Here is a 26,119-nt window from a genome sequence, read left to right on the forward strand (position 1 = left end):
GCACACCAGGCAGGGCTGAGGGCCAGACTCAGGCCGAGAGCGAGGACAGAACGGCGAAGGAGGGGAGGCGTGCGGGGCAACATGCCGCGCAGTCTAGAAGGACACCGGCTGGGGCAAGGCCTTGCTCCAGTAGTGGATGTCCCACCCCGCGCGGAGGCCGCAGGTGGTGAAGGGGTCGGTGGCGATCAGCGCCTCCACCGCCGCCTTGTTCGGGGCCCGCACCACCCAAAGGCCGCCCACCGGCGTGCCCTCGGGTTCGTGGCGCAGGGAGCCCGCCACGCGCACCGCGTCCGCGTGTTGGGCCACCCATTCCAGGTGCGCTTGCAGCCACTGCCGGCGCAAGCCGCCCGCACCGGCCCGGTCCTGGAAGTGCACCGCGAACAACGTCCAGTCTTCGTGGGCGTTGGCGGTGAGGGTGGCGAAGTCGAGCGCAGGCATGGGGCGTCAGGGCAGGTTCATGGCTTCGCGGTAGCGCATCGCGTCCAGGATGCGGTGTCGCGTGCTGGGGTGGTGGAAGAACACGAATTCCTCCACCGCGCCGGGGTCCGCCTTGCGGTACTCCACCAGGCGCAACTGCGCTTCGGCGAAGCCGTGGGGCTCGTGAGACAGCGCCAGGCCGAACCGGTCGGCCTCGGTCTCCTGCGTGCGGGTGATGGTGTTGTTGATGGGGGTGGCCAGCGCGAAGAAGACCGAGAACACCGACAACAGCAACGGCAGGCCGGCCACGTCGTCCACCCGGCGCACGCCGGTGCGGTGGGCGAAGCGGTCGAGCAGGGACTGCAGTGCAGCTTGCGCGATGAAGAAGCCGGCCGCCAACACCAGCGTCATCAGCGCCAGCGTCTTGGGGATGTGGTTCATCACGTAATGGCCCAGCTCATGGCCCATGACGGCGCGCACTTCCGGCTCGGAGGTCCGGCGCAGCAGGTTGTCGTTCAGCCGCACGGCCGCGCTGCCGAACAGGCCTGACACGTTGGCGCTGATGCGGGTGGTTTGTCGGGAGGCGTCAAACACATACACGTCGTCGGCCGGCACGCTGACGGCGTGGGCCATTTGCAGCACGGCGCGCTTGAGCGGGCCGTCTTCCACCGGCTTGTAGGTGTTGAACAGCGGCTCGATGAACACCGGCGCCAGTGCCACCATCAGGGTCATCAGGCCCATGCCAGCCGCCGTGCCCCAGATCCACCAGCGCTCACCCGCGCGGCGGATGAGCGCGTACAGGCCGCCCAGGGCGAGGCCGCCCAGCACAACGGAGATGGAGGTGGCCATCAGCCACTCCCCGAACCAGGCCACGACGGTTTGTGTGGACATGCCGTAGGCCTGCTCGCGCCACCAGCCCTGGTACAGCGACAGTGGCAGGCTGATGAGTTCCGACAGGCCGAGGTAGGCGCCGGCGAAGAGCATGTCGCGCCGCACAGCGCCGCGACCCACGCGCTGCGCCCAGTCCCGCAGGCGCGCGGCCCGGCGGCCAGCCAGGAAGGCCGCTGCGATGGCCAACCCCAGCAACAGGTTCCACAGCTGCATCCAGTAGCCGCCCTCCCAGTACGCGGCGGACTTGGCCTGCACATCGGCCGGCAGGCGGTCCAGATAGGCCTGCGTCGCGGCCTCGGCGTTGCGCGGCAACGCGGCGCGCCACGCGTCGTCCACCGGGCGGATCTTGAAGCCGGAGGCTTGCGCGACGGCGTCGGCCTTGGCGGCTTGATCGGTGGTGGCGTTCGTGGTTGGCGTGCTGGCGGCGGCCGATGCCGCATGGGGCGCGGCGGCTTGGGCCGCGGCGGGCGTCGAGAGGCCGCTCATGGCGAGCGTGAGCGCCGCAGCCGCGGCGATCCAGGGTCGGGTCATTTCAGGGGTCCGAAGGTTGAAGCGGCGCGATTGTGGGAAAGCGCCGCACGCGCGGACAGGGGCGAACGGATGAAGCGTTGCGCCGCGCGGCTGAACTGCGCCGGCGCGGGATGGACGGCTGTCAGCCGTGGATGGCTGCCGCCACGATGTTGCCAATCGAGATGCACATCGCGCCCACCACGATGGCCAGCGCCACGTTCTTGTGCTCCACCAACTCTTCCCAGAGTTTGTAGGGGGTGATCTTGTCCACGATGATGAAGCACACCCAGAAGATGACGACGCCGATGACGGCGTACATCGTCGAGCCGAGGATGACTTCAGGCTTGAGCCAATCGAGGGTCATGAGGTTCTCCTTTCACTTGTGGCCGCCGCCACCGCTGCTGTAGCCACCGTAGCTGCTGCCGCTGGAGCCACCGTAGTAGCCACCGCTGCTGCTGTGGGCGTTGATGCGGCACTGCTGGTACTCGGTGCTGTTCTCACCAAAGCTGTCTTTGTAGCCCTGGCAGCTGTCGCTGGAACAGGCGCGCAAAAGCGCGAACAGCAGCACGAGCAGGAACAGGCCAATGATGAGGTTGCGCAGCAGCGTGCCGCTGTTGTCTTTGAAGGCCGACGCGTCACGGGTGAACTGCGCGGCCGGTGCTGTCAGATTGAAGGCCTTTTGCACGGCCCCCGCCGGCAGGGTCTGGCCGCCGCTCCAGGTGATCTCGGGGCCTTGCTTCTCGCGGCTCAACAGGTAGGTGCCGTTGGCGGTGCTGTAGTCGGTCACTTGCACCCGGTCGTCCAGCTGCACGGGCCAATAGAACTCGCCGAGCACATGCGTGGTTTTGGCGCCGTACACCCAGCGCTGGGCGTAGGCGCGGCCTTGCCATTGCACGCCGCCACGCGCCGACGCGGGTGCGCCAGTCAGCGTGCGAACGAGGCTCCAGCCTTCACGGGTGTCCACGAGGAACGCGAAACCCGCCAGTCGGTTGAACAGCAGGTACTCGCGCCAGAAGCTTTGCTCGTCTTCGGCGTCTTCCGGGATGTCGCAGCGCTCCTGGTAGCCCACCACCTGCCAGGTCTGCGGGGCTTCGCCTGCAAACGCCAGCGTGCCGGTGCGGCCCAAGGGAATCAAAGGCTCGCGGCCCGGCGCCTGGTTCACGAAGCTGAGCGCCTGGACGTCGGACTGCGGCAGCGTCACCAGGGCCTGGCATTGGCCGCAGGTGATGCTCTTGCTCTCAGCAAGGCGGGGCTCCAGCGCGGCGCCACAGTTGGGGCAGGCGAGGCTGCGGCCCTTGAGCCGCGCTTCGGCGATCGACTCGCCTTCGGCCGTCACGCGCACGCCCTGCAGTGCCAATTCGCTCAACTGCACGCTGCGCCCGACCGACCACACCGGCGCCGCCGCGTCGGGGTACTCCAGGCTGCCCACATCGCCTTGCGGGCTGCGCAATTCGACGATGCGCCCGGCGCGCGGCGGCCGGGGCAGTTCCCCCTCGGCGGCACGCAGGGCCGCTTGAATGACGGCGGCCACCTGCCAGCGCTGGCCGGCCAGCGTCAACGGGGCGCCCAGCTGGGGCTGTGCCGGGGGTGTTTCAGCCAGCGGCGCCTCCAGGCTCAAGACGAAGCGGCCGTTGTCTTCGCTCAACCAGGCCGTGCGCGTTTGTTCGCCGGCGTCGAACAGCAGGTGCCATTCGTTCCAGTTCCCCAGCTCCGAGCCACGCTGCACGCGGCCGACCACGGCGAAGCCCTGGCCCATCCAGCGGCCCGTGGCGCCGAGTTGCAGCGGCGAGTAGTCGTCAAAGATTTCGGCGCTTTGGCCGATGCGGCTCAGGGTGTCGCCGTCCCGCAGCAGGGTGCTGCGGCAAAAGCTGCAGACGGCGCTGGCCGACGCCGCGCTGGCGAACTCAACCGGCGCGCCGCAGTTGGGGCAGGCCGCCCGCCATCGGCGCTGTGTGTTGCTCTCAGCCATCAACAGGCTTGATACGCATGGAAACTGACCATGGAACTTTGACGGGCGGCCAGTCGCTAGGTGTTGGTTTGCTTGGCCGTCACGGCCGCGGCAATCAGTTCCGCCACTGTGGAAACCGCGAACACCGAGAACGCGGCCCCGGCATGGCCGCTCAGCAGCAGCGCCACTGCGGCGGCGAGCAGCGCCAACCCTGCGACATGGCGCGCTCTCACTAGCCCAGCTTCTTCAGCAGGTCGGCCTTCTTGGCGGCGAACTCATCGTCCGTCAGGATGCCCTTGGCCTTGAGGTCGCCGAGCTTTTCCAGCAAAGCGACGATGTCGTCGGGCTTGCTGGCTGCTGGGGCAGGCGCTGCGGCGCCCACGCCGGCCAGGCCCTGGCCCAGCGTTTGTGCCAGCGTCTGGCCCAGCGCCACGCCGGCGCCCAGGCCCACGGCCTCACCGGCGATGCCGCCCGAGCCGGCGCCCTTGGCCAGTTCCGGAATGGCTTGTGCGGTTTGGTACTGTACGAACTGGCCCATGTTCTGGCCAATGATGCCCATGCCGATGCGCTGGTCGAGGATCTTTTGCAGTTCTTCGGGCAGCGACACGTTCTGCATCGTCACCGACAGCAATTCCAGGCCGATGGCATCAAACGCGGGTGCGGTCGCATTCTTGAGCGCGGCGGCGAATTCGATCTGGTTGGCGGCCAGGTCCAGGAAGGCGGTGCCGCTGCTGGCGACAGCGTCGCTGATGTGCTGCAGCATCAAGCCTCGCAGCTGGCCGTCCAGGTCGGCGGTGGTGTAGCGCTCGCGGGTGCCGGAGATTTGGGTGTGGAAGGTCTTGGCGTCCTTGATGCGGTAGGCGTAGTTGCCGAAGGCGCGCAGGCGCACGGCACCGAAATCCTTGTCGCGGATGGCAACCGGCTGGCTGGTGCCCCAGCGTTGGTCGATCTGCTGGCGGGTGCTGAAGAAGTAGACGTCGCTCTTGAAGGGCGACTCGAACAACTTGTCCCAGTTCTTGAGGTAGGTGAGGATGGGCAGCGTTTGTGTGGTGAGCTTGTGCGTGCCGGGGCCGAAGACGTCGGCCACCTGGCCTTCATTCACGAACACCGCGACTTGCGACTCGCGCACCACCAATTGGCCGCCGTTCTGGATTTCCATGCCCGCCATCGGGAAGCGCCAAGCCAGCGTGCCGTCGCTGTCTTCCGTCCACTGGATGACGTCTATGAACTGTTTCTTGATGAAATCCATCAGGGCCATGTCGAATTCCTGGCTGCGAAAAATAAAGCTTGGCGGAGTATCCGACCCGCAGCAGTCGCTTCTCTGTCCAAACAGGTGAATCTCACCGCAAGCAAACAGTGAGAATCGGTGACATGAGAAGCGTTCGTATTCAGACGGAAGACTTTGACCTCAGCATTGAGACACAAGCCTTGCGCGAGGCTGACGGCGGCATCGGCGCCGTGGTGGCGTTTGTGGGCACGGTGCGCGAGCACAGCAGCGGCGCGGCGGTCAGCCAGATGGATCTGGAGCATTACCCCGGCATGACCGAAGCCGCCATCGAAGGAATGATGGACGAGGCGTTCACGCGCTTCGACATCCGCGCCGCGCGCGTGATCCATCGTGTCGGGCCGCTGATGGCGCGCGATCAGATCGTGCTGGTGCTGGTGGCCAGCGCACACCGGGGGCAGGCGTTTCAGGCCTGCGAGTTCCTGATGGACTATCTGAAGACCCAGGCCCCGTTCTGGAAGAAGGAATACACACCCGACGGCGCCCACTGGGTGGATGCCCGCGTGGCGGACGACGAGGCGCTGGCCCGCTGGGGCATTGCCGCGGGCAACGCCTCTGACGCCTCTGACGCCTCTGACGCGGGTGTCGAGGCCGCAGCTTTCGCCGCAGCCGTCAGCACGCCGGAGCGCGCCGCGTGAACGGCCTGGCCGTGGCGGTGGGCGCCGCCTTCGGGGCCTTGGCCCGGTGGCAGGCGGGGCTGCTGCTCAATACCCGCTGGTGGGGCTTCCCGCTGGGCACGCTGGCCGTGAACCTGATCGGCGGCTTCTTGATCGGCATGGCGCTGGAGTGGTTCGGCCGGCAGCCGAACGAGGTGCTCAAGCTCTTGCTGGTGACCGGCTTCCTGGGCGGGTTGACAACGTTCTCAGCGTTTTCCGGTGAGTCGCTGGCCTTGCTCAAGAGCGGCCAGTTGGCGCTGGCGGCCGCCCACACGCTGGCGCACGTGCTCGGTTCCTTGTTCGCAGCCTGGCTGGGCATGCGCGTTGTGCAAGCCTTGATTTGAGTCAACTTGAAATGCGCTGAAAGGCGCCCACTTGGCTTCGCAACAGGAGGTTCCATCCCATGCGTGCCGACAAGTTCACCACCCGATTCCAGGAAGCCCTGGGCGAGGCGCAAAGCCTGGCCCTGTCGCGAGACAACCCGTACATCGAGCCGGTTCACGTGCTCTCGGCCATGTTGGCGCAGGACGACGGCCCCCGTGCGTTGCTGGAGCGCGCCGGCGTGAAGTCGCCCGCGCTGAAGACCGCGTTGGACGGCCTGATGGCCGGGCTGCCGCAGGTCAGTGGCGCGGGGCAGACCGTGCAAGCCGGCCGTGACCTGGTGGCGTTGCTGCAGGCCGCCGAAAAGGAAGCCACCAAGCGGGGCGACCAGTTCATCGCCAGCGAAATGTTCCTGCTGGCGTTGGCGGACGCCAAGACCGATCTGGCCGGCATCGTGCGCGGCCACGGGCTCACGCGCAAGGCGCTGGAAGCCGCCATTGAAGCCGTGCGCGGGGGCGCCAAGGTCGATTCGGCCGAAGCGGAAGGCCAACGCGAGGCGCTGAAGAAGTACACGCTTGACCTCACCGAGCGCGCCCGCCTGGGCAAGCTGGACCCCGTCATCGGCCGCGACGAGGAAATCCGCCGCGCCATCCAGGTGCTGCAGCGCCGCAGCAAGAACAACCCGGTGCTGATTGGCGAGCCGGGCGTGGGCAAGACGGCCATCGTCGAGGGCCTGGCGCAGCGCATCGTCAACGGCGAGGTGCCGGATTCGCTGAAGAACAAGCGCGTGCTGGTGCTGGACATGGCCCTGCTGCTGGCCGGCGCCAAGTACCGCGGCGACTTCGAGGAGCGCCTGAAGGGCGTGCTCAAAGAAGTGGCGCAGGACGAGGGCCAGACCATCCTCTTCATCGACGAAATCCACACCATGGTGGGCGCCGGCAAGGCCGAGGGCGCCATCGACGCGGGCAACATGCTCAAACCGGCGCTGGCGCGCGGCGAGCTGCACTGCATTGGCGCGACCACGCTCGACGAATACCGCAAGTACGTCGAGAAAGACGCGGCCCTGGAGCGCCGCTTCCAGAAGGTGCTGGTGGACGAGCCCAGCGTGGAGGCGACGATTGCCATCCTGCGCGGGCTGCAGGAGAAGTACGAGGTGCACCACGGCGTGGAGATCACCGACCCGGCCATCGTGGCCGCGGCGGAACTCAGCCACCGCTACATCACTGATCGCTTCCTGCCCGACAAGGCCATCGACCTCATCGACGAAGCCGCGGCCAAGATCAAGATCGAGATCGACTCCAAGCCCGAGGCCATGGACCGGCTGGACCGCCGCATGATCCAGCTCAAGATCGAGCGCGAGGCTGTGCGCAAGGAGAAGGACGAGGGCTCGCAAAAGCGCTTCGCCCTCATCGAGGAAGAGCTGCTGAAGCTGCAGCGCGAGTACGACGATCTGGAAGAAATCTGGACGGCCGAAAAGGCCCAGGCCCAGGGCTCGGCGCACGTCAAGGAAGAGATCGACCGCATCCGCCAGCAGATCGAGGACCTGAAGCGCAAGGGCGACTTCAATAAGGTCGCCGAGTTGCAATACGGCCGCCTGCCGGAGCTTGAAAAGCAGCTCAAGGAAGCCCAGGCCAAGGAAGCCGGCAAGGCCGGCACCGACAAGCCGCAGCTGCTGCGCACGCTGGTGGGCGCCGAAGAGATCGCCGAAGTTGTGGCGCGTGCCACGGGCATTCCCGTGTCCAAGCTCATGCAGGGCGAGCGCGAGAAGCTGCTGCAGATGGAAGCCAAGCTGCACGAGCGTGTGGTGGGCCAGGAGGAAGCCATCCAGGCCGTGTCCGACGCCATCCGTCGCTCGCGCGCCGGTTTGAGTGACCCGAACCGGCCGCTGGGCAGCTTCCTGTTCCTCGGCCCCACGGGCGTGGGCAAGACCGAGCTGTGCAAGGCGCTGGCCGGCTTCCTGTTCGACAGCGAAGACCACATGGTGCGCATCGACATGAGCGAGTTCATGGAGAAGCACTCGGTCAGCCGTTTGATCGGCGCGCCTCCGGGCTACGTGGGCTACGAGGAAGGCGGGACGCTGACGGAAGCCGTCCGCCGCAAGCCCTACTCGGTGCTGCTGCTGGACGAGGTCGAGAAGGCGCACCCGGACGTGTTCAACGTGCTGCTGCAGGTGCTGGACGATGGCCGCCTGACCGACGGCCAGGGCCGCACGGTGGACTTCAAGAACACGGTCATCGTGATGACCTCCAACCTGGGCTCCCAGCACATCATGGCGCTGGCGGGGCAGGGCGACGAGGTCATCCGCGACGCGGTGTGGGGCGAGGTCAAGGGCCACTTCCGGCCCGAGTTCCTGAACCGGATCGACGAGACGGTGATCTTCCATGCGCTGGGCGCGGATCACATCAAGAGCATCGCTCGCATCCAGTTGCGTCAACTCGAAGCGCGTCTGGAGAAGATGGAGATGAAGCTCTACATCAGCGAGGAAGCGCTGGACGAACTGGCCAAGGTCGGTTTCGACCCGGTGTTCGGCGCCCGGCCGCTCAAGCGTGCGATTCAGCAGCGCATCGAGAACCCGCTGTCCAAGCTCATCCTGGAGGGCAAGTTCGGCCCGAAGGACGTGATCCCGGTGCAGATGGCCGACGGGGAGTTCAGCTTCGGGCGCGTGGTGCACTGAGCAGGGCGCGCGTGCCGCGCGCCCACTCGGATGGTTGGCATCGCTTCAACCGCTTTGACCGAAAGGCAGAGCGGTTTTTTTTGCGTTTATGAATAGAATGCAAATCGTTCTCATTTGCATTTAACAAGACAATGGCTTGGTATGAACTGGCACAGCGTGCCCCGCGGCCTGCGGCGTTGACCGGTCGTCAAGCGGCGTGGCGGCTGTGGCGGTGGCCGGTCTCGATTGGCTTCCTGGTGGCCAGCGGCCTGGTCTCGGCCTTGGTGTCCGACCGCTGGGGCGACGCCTGGTCATGGCTGGCGCTGGGCCTGCCCGTTCTCGTCATGGTCCGGTGTTCGACGCGCCGTTGATCTCCTCTCGTAGTTACCTCCTACCTTCCCCCTGACTGATGACCCGTCCAAAACTTCTGCTGACCGCCTGCGCCTTGGCTGCCGCCAGCTTCACCGCACAGGCCCAAACGTCGACGTCCTCTGATGAAGCGGCTCAGCCCGCCAGCTTGCAGACCGTCGTGGTCAACGGCAAGCGCGCCAACCGTGTGTCCAGGGGCGCCACCGGCTTGCCGATGGACGTCAAAGAGACCCCGCAGACCATCAGCAGCATCGACCGTGAAGACATGGCCAACTTCGGCCTCACCGGCAGCAACGAGGCCCTGAGCCTGGCCACTGGCATCAACGTCGAGCAGTACGAGACCAACCGCGCCACCTTCAACGCCCGTGGATTCGAGATTCAATTGACGCAGGTTGACGGCCTGGGCATGACGAACTCCTGGGGCACGGTCGTTGGCCGGGAAGACACCTTTCTCTTCGATCGCATCGAGCTCATCCGCGGCGCCAATGGCTTGCTGACGGGTGTGGGCAATGCGTCGGGCACCATCAACTACATCCGCAAGCGCCCGCTGAACCAGGACGTGGGAGCGTTCAATGTGACCCTGGGCGCCTGGGAGCAGAAGCGCGCGGCGCTGGACGTCAACAAGGTGCTCACGGAGGACGGGGCCTGGGCGGGGCGGCTGATCGTCGCGCACGAGGACAAGGATTCCTACCTGCGCGACCTGCACGACCAACGAACGTCGGTCTACGGTGTGGTCGACGGCCAGATCGGCAGCCGCGGTGTGTTGACGGTGGGCGTCACAGCTGTGGACTCGAAGCAGGACTCGCCCATGTGGGGCTCTCTCACGCTGCGGCGTGCCGATGGCACGCAGGCCGATTTCCCGGCGGGCGCCTCCACCTCGCAGCGCTGGACTTACTGGAACACGCGCTCCTACAACGCGTTCGTCGAGTACACGCACCAACTGGCCGACGGCTGGGAGGGCAAGCTGACCTACAACACGCGCCACGGCGATGAATCGACCCGACTGCTCTACGCGTACTCACCCACGGGCATGCTGAACGCCGACAACACCGGGTTGATCGGCTGGCCGTATCGCAGCGAGGGCGACACGGATCACCGGGTGCTGGACGCCAACCTCAGTGGTGACTTCCAGGCGTTCGGCCGTCAGCACCGTTTGCTGGTGGGCGTGAGCCAGTCCCGAGAGACGACGGCCGTGGACACTTTCCCGGTGCAGAACCACATGGGCGATGCGCTGCCGGCTTTTCCCTATGGAGGCGACGTCTACACCGAGCCGACCTGGGGCGCACGGGAGCCCAGCACCCGTGGCGAGCAGCAGCTGACCCGCGTCTATGCCGCGTCGCAGATCAGCCTGACGGACGATCTCAAGGGCATCGTCGGAGTGAACGCGGTGCGTCTGTCCCGCAACGGCGCCTCCATCTACGGCAACGCCGCCACCCACACCGTCTACCCGGACACGCGCGAGGTCAGCCCCTATGTGGGCTTGACCTACGCGCTCTCACCCGCGGTCACCGGCTATGTGTCCTACTCCGACATCTTCCAGAACCAGGACCAGACCGACACGAAGGGTGCGTATCTCGCTCCCATGAAGGGCGTCAACGCCGAGGTGGGCGTGAAGGCCGAGTGGCTGAATCGCGCCTTGCTGACGACGCTTGCTGTGTTCACGGCCAAGCAACAAGGATTGGCCACCTATGGGGGCGTGATCACCGGCACCGGGACGTCGCTCGACGGCCAGTCCTGGTACGAAGGAAAGGATGTGAAGTCGCGCGGTGTGGAGGCCGAAGCGACCGGTCGGCTGGGCAAGGATGCCAAGCTGACTTTGGGCTACACGCACCTCCGGCTCACCGGCCCGGATGGGCAGGACATCTATGAATGGGTGCCCCGCAACACCGTCAACTTCCGGGTCGACAGCCGCTTGCCAGTGCTGCCGGGCTTGCGCCTGGGCCTGGGGGGCCGTTGGCAGTCGGCGGTGAGCAAAGCGGGCGGCCCCAAGCAGGTCGGCTATCTCGTGGCGAACGCCTTCGCGGCGTATGACTTGTCACCGGCCGCGACGCTGCGCCTGAACGTGAACAACCTGTTCGACAAGAAATACGTGGGCGGCCTGGCGTACGGCGCCATCGCCGGGGCGCCGCGCCATGCGTCGGTGACGCTGGACTACAAGCTCTGAGCCGGCCATGACGCTGACGCCGCGCGCCATCCGCATCTGGGCCTGGCTGCACACATGGAGCAGCCTGGTTTGCACGCTGTTCATGCTGCTGCTGTGCCTGACGGGCTTGCCGCTGATCTTCCATCATGAGATTGGCCACCTCACCGGCACGGAGGTGGAAGCGCCGACCCTGCCGGCCGCGCGTGAGTCGCAACGCGCGCGTGCCGACGAGGTGATGGCCGCAGCCCGCGCCCGCCACCCCGACCGCATCGTGCAGTTCATGGGCAAGTCTGACGATGACGATCGGCTGTGGTGGGCCACGCTCGCCCCCACGCCGGAGCCGACGGAGGACTACAAGTCCGTCATGGTCGACGCTCGCACCGGCGAGGTGGTGGGCGAGTACCGGGTCGGGGAGGGGTTCATGGACTTGATGTTCCGTCTGCATGTGGACCTGTTCGCCGGCTTGCCCGGCAAGCTTTTCCTGGGTTTCATGGGCTTTCTGCTGCTGGTGGCGCTGGTGTCGGGCGTCGTGCTCTACGCACCCTTCATGCGCAAGCTGGACTTCGGCACCGTGCGTCACGAGCGCTCGGCGCGCATCCGCTGGCTGGATCTGCACAACTTGATCGGCATCGTGACGTTGGTTTGGTGCTTTGTCGTGGGCGCGACCGGCGTCATCAACACCGGCGCTGACCTGCTGGTCAAGCACTGGCAGGTGGAACACGTGGGCGACCTGGTGCGGCCTTACCAGGGGCTCCCCCTGGTGGCCGAGCGTGACCGTGCCCCCCTGCAGCAGGCCTTGGAGGCGGCGCAGGTCGCGGCGCCGGGCAAGCACCTGTCGTTCATCGCGTTCCCGGGCTCTGCGTTCTCCAGTCCGCATCACACCACCTTTTTCATGCGCGGCGACACCCCGCTGACTGCCAAGCTGATGGTGCCCGTGCTCGTGGATGCGCGCACCGCTCGTGTCACGGTCGTGCCTGAGATGCCCTGGTATCTGGACGCGCTGCTGCTGTCCCAGCCCTTGCATTTCGGAGACTACGGCGGCCTGCCGATGAAGATCCTGTGGGCGCTGCTGGACATCGCCACGATCTTGCTGCTGGGCAGCGGCCTCTACCTGTGGTGGAAGAAGCGCGGAACCGCCCGCTCACCAGCGCGAGGCGTGGTCCTCGGTCACGCCGAGCAGGCGCTCGACACGCCGCGCTGACGCCCCGGGTGCCGAACGAACCCAACCATCGAACACGCCCACGGGCTGCACATACCGACTGGCGGCGAAGCCGAGGTTCTTGTCCGCAGCGCGTGCGCCCTCTGGCGTGAACTGCAGGTCCAGCAGGCCACAGTCGGTGCGCACCTGCCAGGGGGCGCGGGGCTGGGCGGCGTCGAACGTGAACTGCGCTGCGCCGAGCGGGATCGGTTGCCCGTCCAGCCACAGCACGTTCTCCTGCTGGCCGAAGTAACCCTGCTGCAGGTTGAAGCCAAGGCCCGGCGCGTGGGCGCTGGCCCAGCGCCAGTCGGTGTTGCGGGCCAGGCAGCCGTTGGAGGCGTCCACGGCTGCCCAGGCGTCGTCGAGGTTGAAGCGTTGCCCGGCTGCTTCCGCCCAGCCTTGCACGGGCAGGGCGGTGGTTTTCTGCGTGGCGTGGGCCAGCCCGCCTGCAATCGGGCCCACGGCCAGCAGCGGGGGTGGCATGGCGCGCAAGTCAAGATCGGCCTCCAGGCGCAGTGCGCGGGTGGCCACGCTCAAGCGCAAGCGGCCACTTGCCTCCTGCAAGCTCAGCCTGGCGGCGGGGCCACGGAACCAGGTGTTCGCCTCCATCAAGGGCGCGTCGCTGACGCAGGCTTGCAGCCGGGGCAGGCCGTCTTGGCTCCAGTCGGCCCGCAGCGTGCGGGACTGCCGGTCGAACAGATAGGCGAACGCGCTGACGGCCCAGCCCACATCCACGATGGCCACACCGATGAACACCTGCGCGTTGCCCAGACCCACGTAGTGCCAACGTTTGTGGTGCAGCCCGCGCCACCAACGGCCAGGGCGCGGCTGCAGGGCGGACCAATCGAAGCGCGCCAGCGCCCCGGCGTACTGCCCGTGAGCGGGGCTGCCGTGGTGGACGAGGGCGGTGGGAGCGGGTGTCATGTCGAGTGTTGTTTGCGCCACTGCAATGGGGCCAGGCCGGTCCATTGCCGGAAGGCGCGGGTGAAGGCGCTTTGTTCGGAGTAGCCCAGCAGCAACGCCACCTCGGCCAGCTCCACGTTGGCGTCGCGCAGGTAGGCATCGGCCAATTGCTGGCGCGTCTGGCCCAGCAGCACCTGGAAGCTCAGGCCCTGTTCGGTCAACCGCCGTTGCAGGCTGCGCGGGCTCATCTGCAGGCTGTTCGCGAGGTCGCCTACCTGCGTTCGGCCGCTGCGAATCAGCCCGACCAGCGCCTGGCGCCAAACGGCCAGCGGGCCACTGATGGCGGCCACGTCCTGCAGCAGGCGCTCGGCCTGGGCGTCCAGCAGGGCCAGCAGGGCGGCGTCGGCCCCGCGCAGGGGCAGGGCCAGGTCTTGCGAGGCCAGCACCACGCGGGTGGTGGGCTGGCCGAATCGCACCGGCCCGCCGAAGAACTCCTGGTAGGGCCGCACATCGGCCGGCCGTGGGTTGACGAAGTCCACCGCCACCGCCCGCACGGGGCGGCCGGTGAACTCGCGCGTGAGCTGCATCAGCGCGGCGATTGCGGTTTCGTCCACCAGGGCGCCGGGGCGGCCACGCTCCACGCCCCATTCGATGCACAGCCCCTGCGCGCAGGGGCGCACCTGTGCGAGGTTGACGTCGTAGATCGCGCGGTGGTGGCGCTCCAGTCGCTGCAAGGCGTCGGCCAACGTGCCGCAGGCCAGCGCGGCAAAACCCACCAGCCCGAAATGCCGGGGCGCGATGCCCCGCGCCAGGCGCAGCGTGAAGGTGGCCTTGGTGCCGGGGTCCAGTTCGCGTGCGCGCTCCAGCAGGGCCCGCCAGCGTTTCAGCGCCACAAAACTCTCGGTGGCGGCCGGCGGCTCGCCCAGTTCGTTGGCACGGCCCAGCGCGGCCATGTGCTCGAACAGCAGCCGGACGTAACTGGCAGCGACGCGGGTGTCATCCATGAGCGCGAAATCATCCCGCGCGCTCGGGGCGCTGCCGCTGCGGGATCACCCGAGGCTTGGCGCGATCCGTCAAAAAACCGGCGCTTGCGGTCAAGAAGCGGGCGCGGCTTGTGGCCACCATCGCGGCATGGACACGCTGCTCGACCTCTACACACGCCACGTGGATTGGCGCGACCTGACGCTGGTGGTGCTGTCGCCGGTGTTTGCGGTCTTCTTGGCGCTGGAGGCTTGGCGCTTTCGGCGCACCGGCGTGTTCGACTGGCGGGATAGCTTCGACAGTCTCAACAGCGGCGGCAGCTACTTGGTGGTGGACTTGCTGCTGTTGTCGGTGCTGGTGCTGCCGGCCATGGGCTGGGTGTATGCCCATCGGCTGTTCACGCTGGAGATCAGTGTGGCGCGGTTTGCCGGGCTCTTCCTGCTGGTGGAGTTGCTCTACTACGGCTTTCACCGCGCCAGCCACCGCATCCGCTGGTTCTGGTGCTCGCACGTGGTGCACCACGGCTCGGAGCACATGAACTTCGGCACCGCGCTGCGACAGAGCTGGTTCTACCCCATCGCGGGCAACTGGCTGTTCTACCTGCCGGCGGTGTGGCTGGGCTTTGAGCCGCGCTGGGTGCTGTTCGCGCTGTCGTTGAACCTGGCCTACCAATTCTTCGTGCACACGACCTGGGTGGGCCGCCTGCCGGACTGGTTCGAGTTCCTCTTCAACACGCCCTCGCACCACCGGGCCCACCACGGCCGCAACCCGCAGTACCTCGACAAGAACTTCGGCGGCACGCTGATCGTGTTCGATCGGTTGTTCGGCACTTTCGAGCCCGAGCGGGAGGCGGTGGACTACGGCCTGGAGCACCCGTTCCCCACGCACAACCTGTTCTGGCTGAACGCGCACGAATGGCGGGCCATGTTCCGCGACATGGCGGCCGAGTCCAACTGGCGCCTGCGCCTGGCGCACCTGTGGATGCCGCCGGACTGGCGGCGCGGCGGGCCGGCGGGCGCTCCTACCGCCGCGCGGCGAGCCGACCCGATGGCGGGCGACGCGGCAGCGAACTCACCGCGCTGAAGCTGCTCGCGCCAAGGGCCTCGCCCCGTGCGGGAGAATCTGGCGCCATGACTGCTGCTTCCCAAGACGCCCCCGTCGTCATCATTGGTGCCGGCCTTGCCGGCCTGACTGTGGCCCTGCACCTGGCCGACACGGTGCCGGTGGTCATCCTCGCCAAGCGCCAGCTGACGGAAGCCGCCACCGCTTGGGCGCAGGGCGGCATCGTGGGCGTGCTGGGCAGCGACGACAGCATCGACAGCCATGTGCGCGACACGCAAGACGCCGGCGCCGGCTTGGTGGATGCGGCCACCGCCCGCTTCATCGCCGAGCGCAGCGCCGCCGCCGTGGGCTGGCTGGTGGAGCAGGGCGTGCCCTTCACGCCGGACGACACCGGCCCCATGGGCCTGCACCTCACACGCGAAGGCGGCCACGCGGTGCGCCGCATCGCCCACGCGGCCGACGCCACCGGCAAGGCCATCCACGACCAACTGCTGGACGTGGCTCGGCGCCACCCCAACATCACGCTGCGTGAGCGCTGGATGGCGGTAGACCTGATCACCTCGCGCCACGTGCAGCGCGAAGACGTGGACAAAGGCGTGCCTCGCGTCTACGGCGTGTACGCGCTGGACATCGACGCCCAGCGCGTCGAGACCCTGCCGGCCCGCTCGGTGGTGCTGGCCACAGGCGGCGCAGGCAAGGTGTACCGCTACACCACCAACCCCGACACCTCCACCGGTGATGGCATTGCCATGGCCTGGCGGGCGGGCTGCCGGGTGGCAAACATGGAGTTCATCCAGTTCCACCCCACCTGCCTGTACCACCCGCAGGAGCGCAGCTTCCTCATCACCGAGGCGCTGCGCGGGGAGGGCGGGCATCTCAAGCTGCCCGATGGCACCCGCTTCATGGCCGCGCACGACGAGCGCATGGAGCTCGCGCCGCGGGACATCGTGGCCCGTGCCATCGACTTCGAGATGAAAAAGCACGGCCTGGACCATGTGTGGCTGGACGCCACGCACCTGGGCGAAGCCTTCCTGATCGAGCACTTCCCCACCATCCACGCGCGCTGCCTGAAGCTGGGCATCGACATCGCCAAACAGCCCATTCCTGTGGTGCCGGCGGTGCACTTCACCTGCGGCGGCGCGGTGACCGACCTGAACGGCCGCTGCGACCTGCCCGGCCTCTACGCAGTGGGCGAAACCGGCTACACCGGCCTGCACGGCGCCAACCGCCTGGCCAGCAATTCGTTGCTGGAGTGCGTGGTGCTCGGCCAAACCTGTGCGGCCGACATCCTCAGCCACCCAGTGCAAGCGCCGGCCCCGCTGCCCGCGTGGGACGAAAGTCAGGTGGACAACGCCGACGAGCAGGTCGTCATCGCCCACAACTGGGACGAACTGCGCCTGCTGATGTGGAACTACGTCGGCATCGTGCGCACCACCAAGCGGCTGGAGCGGGCCCTGCACCGCATCGACCTGCTGCGTGGCGAAATCGACGACTACTACGGCAGCTTCCGCGTGACCCGTGACCTGCTGGAGTTGCGCAACCTGGTCGACTGCGCCGAGCTCATCGTGCGCTCCGCCCTCATGCGCCACGAAAGCCGCGGCCTGCACTACAGCCGCGACTACCCGCAAACGCTGCCGGTGAGCTTCCCGACGGTGTTGATCAGCGAGCGGCGGCGGCGTTGAGGCCGTGAAACCCTGGCGCTGGCTTCACGGGCTGCTGGGGCTGACCCTGGCCGGGTTGCTGGCGTGGGGCGGTTGGGTCGAATACCGGGAACTCTCCGAACTCGCGCCGGTCAACCCGGCCGAGGTGGTGGATGAGGTCGTCGCGCAGTTGCAGCAGCGCGCGCTGAACGCGGCCAAGGTGGATTGGCCTCAGGCGCGGCGGACTGCACTGGAGACCGCAAGCAGTGGCCGGCGCCGTGATCTCGACCTGGCGCTCGACCGGTTGGTGCGCGGGCTTGAAGATGGGCATTCCTTCTATCTGCCGGTCCGTTCCGCCGTGCCGATGCTTGCGTCGTCGGCCAGCGCTGAGCCCCAGCCGTTGGCCCGTTTGGAGGCGCCAGTTCGCGGCGTATCGAGGCTGGCGGTGGACGCCTTCAGCAGCCTCGATGCTGAGCAGGTGCGTAAGGCAGCGGCCGCGCTGCGGGCGCTGGCTCTCACGTTGCGTCGCGACGCGACGTGCGGTTGGCTGCTCGACCTCACGCGCAACCGCGGCGGCAACATGTTTCCCATGTTGCAGGGGTTGTCGCCCTGGCTGCCGGAAGGTGACTGGTTGCAGTTCGAGGACGCATCGGGTGCACGCGTCTCGCTCCGACGTGGGGCGGATGGCATCTGGCTGGGCGCGCAGCGCGTGAGCGAACCTGTAGCAGACGATGCCTGGCCGCAAGGCCTGCCGCCGCGCCGTGTGGCCGTGCTGTTGGGGGCGGAGACGGCCAGCTCCGGTGAAATGGTGGCCCTGGCGTTCAAGGCATTGCCGCACGTGCTCTTCTTTGGCCGCGCTACAGCGGGCCTGACCAGCGGCAACGAACTGTTGCCGCTTCGCAATGGCGGTCTGATTGCCATGACCACAACCCGGGCTGTGGATCGGGCCGGCCATGTGCACCACGGCAGCATCGCGCCGGACCAGGCGTTTGGCGACGACGAAGCTGCGGCACTGGCGGCCGCCGCCTGGGTTGTTCAGGGGTGCAGCCCTGGCGGATGACAGCGCCGTGGGACTACTGGCCGCCGGCCCAGCCGGCAATGTCACCGGCGGCGATGCCCTCGCCGAGGGTGACCGACGAGCCCACTGCCTCGACGACTGCCGTCTTGCGGTCCAGCCCGAGCAGCTCCCGTAAGCGCACGGTGGCTTCGATGCCGGTGCAGTGCCCGCCCAGCAGGTAGCGCAGGCCTTTCAGGTGCGCAGCGGTGCGTTGCAGCACTGCATCGGGTTTGGCGAAGAGGTGCAGGCCGCCGATGACAGCCAGCAATGAGCTGTCGCCCGTGAGCGCACGGGCGGCATCGGCGATGTTCATGATGCCGGCGTGGCCGCAGCCGGTGATGACGATGGCGCCTTGCGCCGTCGGGATGACAAGGGAGCTGTCCTCCCGCAGGTTGTCCGGCACGAGTTCGCTGTTGACCTTGACGGCGAACCCCGGACTCCAGTTGCGTTCGTCGTGTGGGCGTGGCACCGGCCCGGTCAGCCAGGCGCCGGGGATGACCTCGATCGGCCCGGCGTGTTCTATCACGATGCCGCCCGTCTGGCGGTACGCCTCTGCCACCGCAATGAAGCTGTTGCCGGCGCGCCCTGTGGAATCAAAGCGCGTCTCGAAGATGCCAGCGCCTACGTGCAGCCGCGACAGCGCCTTGGGGCTGCGAGCCATGAGCGCCCGGCGAAGCGGCAGCAGGCCGCCGGTGTGGTCACTGTGGAAGTGGGAGATGACCACGTCTTCCACGGTGGACAGGTCGATGCCGAGTTCCTTCGCGTTCTCCAGCACCACCTCGGGTCGGGCTCCGGTGTCGAACAACAGCTTCCGGCCATCGACCTCCACCAGCGCCGCATAGCCCCATTCACCTAGACCGGCATCGGCCAGCATGGTGGAGAGCGTGGTCACCTTCACCGCGCGAACGGGTCGAGGTGCCTCCCCGGCATGGGACAGCCCGCAACGCAGGGCCAGGCAGGCTGCCAGCCATCGGAGCACGCCATGACGCATCGGCAATCTCCTGGGTGCCGTGGCCGGAGCCAGACCGGCCGGCGGCCGGGTTTACTTGCGCGACCGCAGCGCCGTGCGTGCCTGCACGAAGTTGAACGCGTAGCTCACCGCGTCGTTGATGGCGACGTCGATCTCGTGGCGTTCGTGCTCGGTCAGGTAGAAGCTGAAATCCACCTCGTGGCGGATGTAGCGCGGGGTCAGGCGGTTCAGGGCCACGCAGGCCACGTCGCACAGCAGGTCGTTGCTGGCAGCGATGTCGGGGTGGGCTTCGGCGGCGTCCATCACGGCGGCGAACACTTCGCGCTCGTGGTGGTTGTAGAGGGAGCTGAAATCAGCGGGCATGGCGGGCCTTTCGAGACGGGGGAGGGCGATGCGCTGTTATAGCGCCGCGCCGTTGCGGCCCCCACTGTCCCAGATCAAGCGGCGCCGATGCCCGGGGTCATCCCGGAGGCCTGGGCCTTGCGGGCGGCGGTGAAGTCCAGCATGCGGGTGATGCAGCGCTGGGCCTGCACCCGGGTGGCTTCGTCCACGTGAATCTCGGGCGCGCCGCGCTCCAGGCATTCCACCAGGTTGAGCAGGCCGTTCATGGCCATCCAGGGGCAGTGCGCGCAGCTCTTGCAGGTGGCGCTGTTGCCGGCGGTAGGCGCCTCCACCAGCACCTTGCCCGGCGCGAGCTGGCGCATGCGGTGCAGGATGCCGTTGTCGGTCGCCACGATGTAGGCCGGCGCCTTGCCTTCCACCACGGCTTTGATGAGGGCGGAGGTGGAGCCCACCACGTCGGCCTGTTCCACCACGCTCTTGGGCGACTCGGGGTGCACCAGCACCAGGGCGCCGGGGTGCTGCTCGCGCAACAACTCCAGCTCCAGCCCCTTGAACTCGTCGTGCACGATGCAGGCGCCGTTCCACATCAGCATGTCAGCGCCGGTCTGCTCCTGGATGTAGCGGCCCAGGTGGCGGTCCGGGGCCCAGAGGATCTTCTGGCCCTTGGCGTGCAGGTCGGACACGATCTCCAGCGCGCAGGAGCTCGTCACCATCCAGTCGGCGCGGGCCTTCACGGCGGCGCTGGTGTTGGCGTAGACGACGACCTGGCGGTCGGGGTGGGCATCGCAAAAGCGGGCGAAGTCGTCCGCCGGGCAGCCCAGGTCCAACGAGCAGGTGGCGTCCAGGTCGGGCATCAGCACGCGCTTTTCGGGGCTGAGGATCTTGGCCGTCTCGCCCATGAAGCGCACGCCGGCCACCACCAGGGTCTGAGCGGCGTGGTCGCGGCCGAAGCGGGCCATTTCCAGCGAGTCGGACACGATGCCGCCGGTTTCCAGCGCCAGGTCCTGCAGTGCGCCGTCCACGTAGTAGTGCGCCACCAGCACTGCGTTGTGCTGTTGCAGCAGCGCCTTGGCCCGGGCCGTCAGCGTTTGGCGGTCGGCGGCGGAGAGCGGCGCGGGCGTCTTGGCCCAGGCGTGGGCGGTGGAGCAGGTGCCGGCGGCGTCCTGGCGGGTGTAGTCGAACAACTGGGTGCTCATGGTGGGCTCAACACGGGGCAGCCCGGGGCTGCCTGTCAGATGGAACTGCCCCGCATTGTCGTTGGCCCATGGAGGGCCCGCGCACGGCGGGCCCTTGCTGGCGGGAGGTCAGGGCAGGCGCAGGCGGTCGCGCTCGCTCACGCGGGCGGTATTGCTGGGCTCGTTGCCATAGCGGTAGGTCACGCTCAGGGTTTTGCGTTGCCCCGGGGCGGGGTCAAAGCCGAATACGTCGTTGCGTACCTCCATGTCCAGGCGGTCGCTGCGGGCCAGTGCGCGAAGGGCGGGCGTCACGTCCACCCAACGGCCGTCAGCGCCGTAGCTGGCGCTTTCGATGAACAGGCGGCCCAGCGGCGCAGCCGGCGGCCGCACCGGGCCGCGGTCTGTGCCGGCACCCCAGCCGCCGCCCCAGTCGCCCCGGCCCCAGCCGATGAACTGGTTGCCGTCCACCACCTGGTACTCCCGGTACTCGAACGTGCGCGGCTGGCCGGCACGGTCGCGGGCCATGATGCGCAGGGTCTTGGTTTCGCCGGGCGCTGGGTCCATGCCACCGAAGGTCTCGTTCCCGAGGCGGAAGCGCACGTCGCGGCGGGCCAGTTCGCGCAGCCGATCGGTCACGTCCACCTCGTGGCGGCCGGTGCCATAGGTGGCGTACTGGATGGTGAATTCACCGTCGTCATGGTTGTCGCCACCACGGCGGCCGCGGTCGCCGTGCCAGCCCCGGTCGCCCGGCTCGCCCCAGTTGCCGCGGCTCCAACCTACGAACTGGTTGCCGTTCACCAGGTCGCGCTCGCGGTACTCGAACTGGCGCTCCTGGCCGAAGCGGTCGCGCGCAAAGATCTTCAGCGTCTTGGTGCGGCCCGGGTCGGGGTCCACACCGAAGAGTTCGTTGGTGAGGCGAAAGCGGCGGTCCTGGCGGGCCAGGTCGCGCAGGCGTTCGGTCACGTCCACGTGCGTGTACTCGGTGCCGTAGCGGGCGTGGAGGATCAGGAACTCGCCGTCGTCGTCCGCGCGGGCGTTGAGGCTGAGCAGGCCGAACAGGCCGGCGGCCAAGCCCAGGGTGAGGTGTCGTCGTTGCATGCGGGTTCCTGTGTGCGTGGGGGCGGGCATCCTATGCGCTCTCAACGCGCCGGAGGGCACTGCGGTGCGACAAGAACCCAACGGCGCTGGTTACCGTGTGTGACGCGCCCGGCTCCCCGGGCGACGCTTACGCCTCGGCAAAGAAGCGGCTGGGCGGCATGCCCACCGTGCGGGTGACCATGGCGGTGAAGGCGCTGGCGCTGGCGTAGCCCAACTCGGTGGCGATGTGGCTCATGGGCTGGCCGCGGGCTGCCAGCGTCAGCGCGTGGGCCAGCAGCAACTGGGAGCGCCACTGGGCAAAGCTGGTTCCCAGCTGCTCGCGGAACAGGCGGCTCAGCGTGCGCGGGCTGGCGCCGGCTTCGGCGGCCCAGGCGTCCAGCCCGCCCAGCCGCCCGGGCTCGCGCAGCATGGCTTCGCACAGGCGGCGCAGGCGCGCGTCTTGCGGCAGCGCCACGCCCAGGGCCAGCGGGCGGGCGCGTTGCAGTTCCACCAGCAGCAGGGCCTCCAGGCAGGCGCGGCGCTCGCGGTCGGCGGGGCTCTCGGGCGGAAGCGGGTCGGGCAGGGCGGGCAGGGCTTGCACCACTTCCCGCATCAGGGGCGACACCTCCAGCACACGGCCCAGGCGCCAGGCCTCGCCGGGCAACAGGTCGGGCTGCAGGTACAGCGTGCGCAGGTCGCAGCGCTCGATGGCCGTCACCGCGTGTTCCAGCCGCGGCGGAATCCACACCGCCCGCGACGGCGGCACGATGTACGTGGACGCGGCCGTGCTCACGCGCACCGCGCCGGTCATCGAGAACACCAACTGGGCCCAGGTGTGCTGGTGGGGGTGGATGTCGGTCAGGTGCTCCAGCAAGCGCGACTTGGCGCGCAGCGGCCGCTCCGGCGTGGGGGCGAAGCGGTCGGGCGCGAAGGCAGGAAAGCTGCGGCGGCGTGACATGGCTGAATTTCAACAGAACTTGACGAACCATCGCAACCGCGCCGCGCCGGGGCTCACCAGAATTCGGGCATGAACGCCACCCTTGCTGCGTCCCTGGACGCCGGCCTGCAGCGCCGCCGCGACGTGACAACCATCTCCACCATCGGCGTGGCCCACGGCACTTCGCACTTTTTCCACATGCTGCTGCCGCCGCTGTTCCCGGCGTTCATCCAAGCGTTCGGGTTGAGCTATTCGGAGTTGGGCCTGCTGGTGACGACCTTTTTCGTCATCTCTGGTGCGGGCCAAGCGCTGTCGGGCTTTGTGGTGGACCGCATCGGCGCCCGGCCGGTGCTGTTCGCGGCCATGGCCAGCTTTTTTCTGGCCTCGGTGGCGGCGGGCCTGGCGCAAGGCTTTGGCGGGCTGATGCTGGCGGCGGCACTGGCGGGTGTGGGCAATGCGCCGTTTCACCCGGCGGACTTCACCATCCTGAACAAGCGCGTGTCGCAGGCGCGCTTGGGGCATGCGTTCTCGGTGCATGGCATCAGCGGCAACCTGGGTTGGGCGCTGGCGCCGGTGTTTTCCATTGGCATTGCCGAGGCCACGGGCAACTGGCGGCTGGCCTACCTGGGCACGGGGCTGGTGGCGCTGGCGGTGATGGCGTTGCTGTTCTGGCAGCGCGCCGCGATTGATGATCGGCAAGGCAGCTGGGGCCATGCCAAGGCTGCATCCGGTGCGCCGAGCGAGCACGCGATGGCCTTCCTGAAGCTGCCTTCGGTATGGCTGTGCTTCTCGTTCTTTTTCTGGACCACGGCGGCGCTCTCGGCCATCCAGAGCTTTGCCAGCCCCGCCTTGCACCAGGTGTACGGCCTGCCGCTGGCGCTGACCGCCTATGTGGTGACCGGCTACATGCTGGCCGGCGCGGCCGGCATGGTCGTGGGGGGCTTTCTCGTGACCCGAGTGGAGCGGCTGGAGCGCACCATTGCCGTGGCCATGCTGTTCGCGGCGGCGCTGCTGCTGTTGACGGCGACTGGCTGGCTGCCTGGCCTGATGGCCGCCGCGGTGGCCGCGCTGGCGGGTTTTGGCACGGGTCTGGCCGGCCCCTCGCGCGACATGCTCATCAAGCGTGCCGCGCCGCCCGGCGCGACCGGCCGTGTGTACGGCACGGTGTATTCGGGGCTGGACATCGGTTTTGCACTGGCTGCGCCCGTGTTCGGCGCGTTGCTGGACCACGGGCAGCCGCGGGGCGTGTTCGCCGGCGCGGCGCTGGCGCTGCTGCTGGGCATCGGCTCGGCCGCGTGGGTGGGCGTGGGGCTGGCGCGCCGCGCGCCGCGCCCGGCGGCAGCGTGATCGGCGGTGGCGTCATCGGCCCCCGGAATCAGCGGCAAAGCCTGCGGCTTGTCGCCCTACAGTGCGGGGCCCGCAGCTGACCTGACTCCCATGTCCCTTCGCGTTCTGATTGGCTTGTTGATGACTTTGGCCGCCCTCGGCCTGGCCTGGCAGCAGCGCGACGCGCTGCAGGCGCTGGCCGGGCGCGCGGCGTCGTCGGCGGGTGTGTCGGCTGCCGGCGCGACCGGTGAGGTGCGCGCCGCCACCTCGGGCCCCAGCCGCGCCGGCGCGCTGCGCAAGTGCGTGCGCGGCACTGAGGTGGCCTACACCGACGCCGACTGCCCGGCCGGCTTTGCCGCCGCGCAGGTGAAGGCGCCCCCTGTGAACGTGGTGCCGGCGACCCCGGTGCCCAAGGCGTCCGATGCAGCCAGCGGCCCCACCGCGCTGCACCGGGCGTTGGACATGACGCGTGACGACACGTTGCGCGACAAGATCATGGAGCGCCAGATCGAAGGCGCCCGTTGAGGTGAAACGAGATGACTGAACAAGCCACTTCCCCCGTCCTGGCCGGCCACAAGCTGGTGGAGGCGCTCATCGCCTACGGCGTCGACACCGCCTTCGGCGTGCCCGGTGAAAGCTACCTGGCCGTGCTGGACGGCTTTCACGAGCATGCCGACAAGATCCGCTTCGTGGCCTGCCGGCAGGAGGGCGGCGCCGCCTTCATGGCCGAGGCCCAGGGCAAGCTGACCGGCCGCCCCGGCATCTGCTTCGTGACGCGCGGCCCCGGTGCCACCAACGCCAGCATCGGCCTGCACACGGCGTTTCAAGACAGCACGCCGATGATCCTGTTCATCGGCCAGGTGGCCAGCGACCAGCGCGACCGCGAGGCCTTCCAAGAGGTGGACTACCGCCAGATGTTCGGCCCCGGCACGCTGGGCATGGCCAAGTGGGTGGGTGAGGTGCACGACCCCGAGCGCCTGCCCGAGTACGTGGCGCGCGCCTTCCACACCGCCATGCAGGGCCGCCCCGGCCCGGTGGTGCTGGTGCTGCCGGAGGACATGCTGACCCAACCGATCACCGCGCCCGTGGTGGCGCCGGCCCGCCCGGCCGAAGCCGCGCCCACACCGGCCGCGCTGGCCGAGCTGCGCGAGCGCCTGGCCGTCGCCAAGAAGCCGCTGGTGATCGCCGGCGGTGGCGGCTGGACGCCCGCGGCCACCGCGGCGCTGCAACGCTTTGCCGAAGCCTGGGCCTTGCCGGTGGGCTGCGCCTTCCGCTTCCAGGACCTGTTCGACAACGCCCACCCGAACTACGCCGGCGACGTCGGCATCGGCATCAATCCGAAGCTGGCCGCCCGTGTGAAAGAAGCCGACCTCATCGTCGCCATAGGCCCGCGTCTGGGCGAGATGACGACCGGCGGCTACACGCTGCTGCAGGCCCCGCGCCCGGTGCAGCAACTCATCCACATCCACGCCGGCGCCGAGGAGCTGGGCCGCGTCTACACAGGTGAATTGCTCATCAACGCCAGCATGAGCCAGGCCGCGCTGGCGCTGGCCGAACTGCCCGCGCCGGCCGATGTGGCGTGGCGCGACTGGACCGCCCAGGCCAATGCCGACTACCGCGCCAACCTCGAACCCACACCTGTGGCGCCGCTGGACATGGCCGAGGTGATCCGCCTGCTGGACGCCAAGCTGCCCGAGGGCACCATCTTCACCAACGGCGCCGGCAACTACAGCGGCTGGCTGCATCGCTTCCACCGCTACACAGGCCTGCACCGCTTCGGCAAGACGCAGCTGGCCCCCACCTCCGGCGCCATGGGCTACGGCGTGCCGGCCGCGGTGGCGGCTGCGCTGCTGCAACACGACCGCTGGGCCGTGAACATCGCTGGCGACGGCGACTTCCTGATGACCGGCCAGGAGCTGGCCACGGCCACCGGCTACGGCGCCAAGAAGCTGCTCGTGGTGGTGGTGGACAACGGCACCTACGGCACCATCCGCATGCACCAAGAGCGCGAGTACCCGGGGCGCGTGTCGGGCAGCGATCTGTTCAACCCGGACTTCGCCCAACTGGCCGAGGCCTTCGGCTTCCTGGCCTTCAAGGCCGAGCGCACCGAAGAGGTGGGGCCGGCGCTGGATGCGGCCATTGCCGCCGGCCGCCCGGCGCTGCTGCACCTGCGGTTGTCGTCCGATGTGAGCACCTCGCGCACCACACTGAGCGCCATCCGCCAGACGGCCTTGAAGTCCAAAGGCGCCTGAGCGGCG

At 68.3% G+C, this 26,119-nt stretch carries 24 protein-coding genes and 1 pseudogene; 12 read left to right on the forward strand and 13 right to left on the reverse strand.

Annotated elements, in window-relative coordinates:
• Positions 1 to 93 precede the first annotated feature (93 nt).
• From ACG01O_RS05335 to ACG01O_RS05360, 6 genes are all read right to left on the reverse strand, one after another.
• A complete protein-coding gene (locus tag ACG01O_RS05335) occupies positions 94 to 438 on the reverse strand; it encodes a YciI family protein (RefSeq protein ID WP_394382050.1) in 345 nt (114 codons plus the stop codon).
• A gap of 6 nt (positions 439 to 444) precedes the next feature.
• Entirely contained in the window at positions 445 to 1,839 is a 1,395-nt protein-coding gene (locus tag ACG01O_RS05340) for a M48 family metallopeptidase (RefSeq protein ID WP_394382052.1), read from the reverse strand.
• Positions 1,840 to 1,960: 121 nt separating this feature from the next.
• Positions 1,961 to 2,182 carry a DUF350 domain-containing protein gene (locus ACG01O_RS05345; protein ID WP_394382054.1) on the reverse strand — a complete coding sequence of 74 codons (222 nt, stop codon included), beginning with the start codon at positions 2,180 to 2,182 and terminating at the stop codon, positions 1,961 to 1,963.
• Between the two features lie 12 nt (positions 2,183 to 2,194).
• Complete coding sequence (locus ACG01O_RS05350; protein WP_394382056.1) at positions 2,195 to 3,787, reverse strand: DUF4178 domain-containing protein; 1,593 nt, start codon at positions 3,785 to 3,787, stop codon at positions 2,195 to 2,197.
• 56 nt (positions 3,788 to 3,843) lie between these two features.
• On the reverse strand, positions 3,844 to 3,999 hold the full coding sequence (locus tag ACG01O_RS05355) for a hypothetical protein (RefSeq protein WP_394382057.1): 156 nt from the start codon (positions 3,997 to 3,999) through the stop codon (positions 3,844 to 3,846).
• Positions 3,999 to 5,024 carry an SPFH domain-containing protein gene (locus ACG01O_RS05360; protein ID WP_394382058.1) on the reverse strand — a complete coding sequence of 342 codons (1,026 nt, stop codon included), beginning with the start codon at positions 5,022 to 5,024 and terminating at the stop codon, positions 3,999 to 4,001. Before ACG01O_RS05360 ends, ACG01O_RS05355 begins: the two co-directional genes overlap by 1 nt.
• 113 nt (positions 5,025 to 5,137) lie before the next feature.
• Between ACG01O_RS05360 and ACG01O_RS05365 the strand changes: the two are divergent.
• The 6 genes and pseudogenes from ACG01O_RS05365 to ACG01O_RS05390 all read left to right on the forward strand — a co-directional run.
• Positions 5,138 to 5,605 (forward strand): annotated as a pseudogene (locus tag ACG01O_RS05365) (molybdenum cofactor biosynthesis protein MoaE); the annotation flags it as partial.
• A gap of 80 nt (positions 5,606 to 5,685) precedes the next feature.
• The gene (crcB, locus tag ACG01O_RS05370) at positions 5,686 to 6,051 is read left to right on the forward strand and encodes a fluoride efflux transporter CrcB (RefSeq protein WP_394382059.1); all 366 of its coding nucleotides are present in this window, start codon (positions 5,686 to 5,688) and stop codon (positions 6,049 to 6,051) included.
• Positions 6,052 to 6,110: 59 nt separating this feature from the next.
• Positions 6,111 to 8,702 (forward strand): ATP-dependent chaperone ClpB, encoded by a 2,592-nt coding sequence (clpB, locus tag ACG01O_RS05375; protein ID WP_394382060.1) that lies wholly within the window; start codon positions 6,111 to 6,113, stop codon positions 8,700 to 8,702.
• Between the two features lie 176 nt (positions 8,703 to 8,878).
• Positions 8,879 to 9,052 (forward strand): hypothetical protein, encoded by a 174-nt coding sequence (locus tag ACG01O_RS05380; protein ID WP_394382061.1) that lies wholly within the window; start codon positions 8,879 to 8,881, stop codon positions 9,050 to 9,052.
• A gap of 38 nt (positions 9,053 to 9,090) precedes the next feature.
• Positions 9,091 to 11,214 (forward strand): TonB-dependent siderophore receptor, encoded by a 2,124-nt coding sequence (locus ACG01O_RS05385; protein ID WP_394382063.1) that lies wholly within the window; start codon positions 9,091 to 9,093, stop codon positions 11,212 to 11,214.
• A 13-nt stretch (positions 11,215 to 11,227) separates the two neighbouring features.
• Positions 11,228 to 12,394, forward strand: a complete 1,167-nt coding sequence (locus ACG01O_RS05390; protein WP_394382526.1) for a PepSY-associated TM helix domain-containing protein — start codon at positions 11,228 to 11,230, stop codon at positions 12,392 to 12,394.
• On the opposite strand, the gene ACG01O_RS05395 is transcribed toward ACG01O_RS05390, so the two are convergent.
• Together ACG01O_RS05395 and ACG01O_RS05400 are read right to left on the reverse strand one after the other, a co-directional pair.
• Complete coding sequence (locus tag ACG01O_RS05395) at positions 12,335 to 13,315, reverse strand: DUF2804 domain-containing protein (protein WP_394382065.1); 981 nt, start codon at positions 13,313 to 13,315, stop codon at positions 12,335 to 12,337. The two genes, ACG01O_RS05390 and ACG01O_RS05395, sit on opposite strands and share 60 nt — an antisense overlap.
• Complete coding sequence (locus ACG01O_RS05400; protein WP_394382067.1) at positions 13,312 to 14,298, reverse strand: AraC family transcriptional regulator; 987 nt, start codon at positions 14,296 to 14,298, stop codon at positions 13,312 to 13,314. The genes ACG01O_RS05395 and ACG01O_RS05400 overlap by 4 nt, the downstream gene beginning before the upstream one ends.
• 127 nt (positions 14,299 to 14,425) lie before the next feature.
• Between ACG01O_RS05400 and ACG01O_RS05405 the strand changes: the two genes are divergently transcribed.
• Genes ACG01O_RS05405 through ACG01O_RS05415 form a run of 3 tightly spaced genes read left to right on the forward strand, consistent with a single transcriptional unit; the run spans position 14,426 to position 18,037 of the window.
• Positions 14,426 to 15,358, forward strand: coding sequence for a sterol desaturase family protein (locus tag ACG01O_RS05405; protein WP_394382069.1), 933 nt, complete (start codon positions 14,426 to 14,428; stop codon positions 15,356 to 15,358).
• A gap of 47 nt (positions 15,359 to 15,405) precedes the next feature.
• Positions 15,406 to 17,019 (forward strand): L-aspartate oxidase, encoded by a 1,614-nt coding sequence (nadB, locus tag ACG01O_RS05410; RefSeq protein ID WP_394382070.1) that lies wholly within the window; start codon positions 15,406 to 15,408, stop codon positions 17,017 to 17,019.
• A gap of 4 nt (positions 17,020 to 17,023) precedes the next feature.
• Complete coding sequence (locus ACG01O_RS05415) at positions 17,024 to 18,037, forward strand: S41 family peptidase (RefSeq protein WP_394382072.1); 1,014 nt, start codon at positions 17,024 to 17,026, stop codon at positions 18,035 to 18,037.
• Positions 18,038 to 18,050: 13 nt separating this feature from the next.
• Here the strand turns inward: ACG01O_RS05415 and ACG01O_RS05420 are convergent, their stop codons facing one another.
• From ACG01O_RS05420 to ACG01O_RS05440, 5 genes are all read right to left on the reverse strand, one after another.
• Positions 18,051 to 18,932, reverse strand: a complete 882-nt coding sequence (locus tag ACG01O_RS05420) for an MBL fold metallo-hydrolase (RefSeq protein ID WP_394382074.1) — start codon at positions 18,930 to 18,932, stop codon at positions 18,051 to 18,053.
• A 144-nt stretch (positions 18,933 to 19,076) separates the two neighbouring features.
• Positions 19,077 to 19,367 carry a late competence development ComFB family protein gene (locus ACG01O_RS05425; RefSeq protein WP_394382076.1) on the reverse strand — a complete coding sequence of 97 codons (291 nt, stop codon included), beginning with the start codon at positions 19,365 to 19,367 and terminating at the stop codon, positions 19,077 to 19,079.
• Between the two features lie 74 nt (positions 19,368 to 19,441).
• Positions 19,442 to 20,542 (reverse strand): quinolinate synthase NadA, encoded by a 1,101-nt coding sequence (gene nadA / locus ACG01O_RS05430; protein ID WP_394382078.1) that lies wholly within the window; start codon positions 20,540 to 20,542, stop codon positions 19,442 to 19,444.
• Between the two features lie 108 nt (positions 20,543 to 20,650).
• On the reverse strand, positions 20,651 to 21,619 hold the full coding sequence (locus ACG01O_RS05435; RefSeq protein WP_394382079.1) for a DNAJC11 domain-containing protein: 969 nt from the start codon (positions 21,617 to 21,619) through the stop codon (positions 20,651 to 20,653).
• Between the two features lie 127 nt (positions 21,620 to 21,746).
• Positions 21,747 to 22,556 (reverse strand): AraC family transcriptional regulator, encoded by an 810-nt coding sequence (locus ACG01O_RS05440; RefSeq protein ID WP_394382080.1) that lies wholly within the window; start codon positions 22,554 to 22,556, stop codon positions 21,747 to 21,749.
• Between the two features lie 69 nt (positions 22,557 to 22,625).
• Here ACG01O_RS05440 and ACG01O_RS05445 point away from each other — a divergent pair, with 69 nt between their 5' ends.
• The 3 genes from ACG01O_RS05445 to ACG01O_RS05455 all read left to right on the forward strand — a co-directional run bounded on the left by ACG01O_RS05445 (position 22,626) and on the right by ACG01O_RS05455 (position 26,113).
• On the forward strand, positions 22,626 to 23,882 hold the full coding sequence (locus ACG01O_RS05445) for an MFS transporter (RefSeq protein WP_394382082.1): 1,257 nt from the start codon (positions 22,626 to 22,628) through the stop codon (positions 23,880 to 23,882).
• Between the two features lie 90 nt (positions 23,883 to 23,972).
• The gene (locus tag ACG01O_RS05450; RefSeq protein WP_394382084.1) at positions 23,973 to 24,386 is read left to right on the forward strand and encodes a hypothetical protein; all 414 of its coding nucleotides are present in this window, start codon (positions 23,973 to 23,975) and stop codon (positions 24,384 to 24,386) included.
• An 11-nt stretch (positions 24,387 to 24,397) separates the two neighbouring features.
• A complete protein-coding gene (locus ACG01O_RS05455) occupies positions 24,398 to 26,113 on the forward strand; it encodes a thiamine pyrophosphate-binding protein (RefSeq protein WP_394382086.1) in 1,716 nt (571 codons plus the stop codon).
• Positions 26,114 to 26,119 lie beyond the last annotated feature (6 nt).

The sequence above is a fragment of the Pelomonas baiyunensis genome (genome assembly GCF_043555935.1).
Classification (GTDB): Bacteria; Pseudomonadota; Gammaproteobacteria; order Burkholderiales; family Burkholderiaceae_C; genus Pelomonas; species Pelomonas baiyunensis.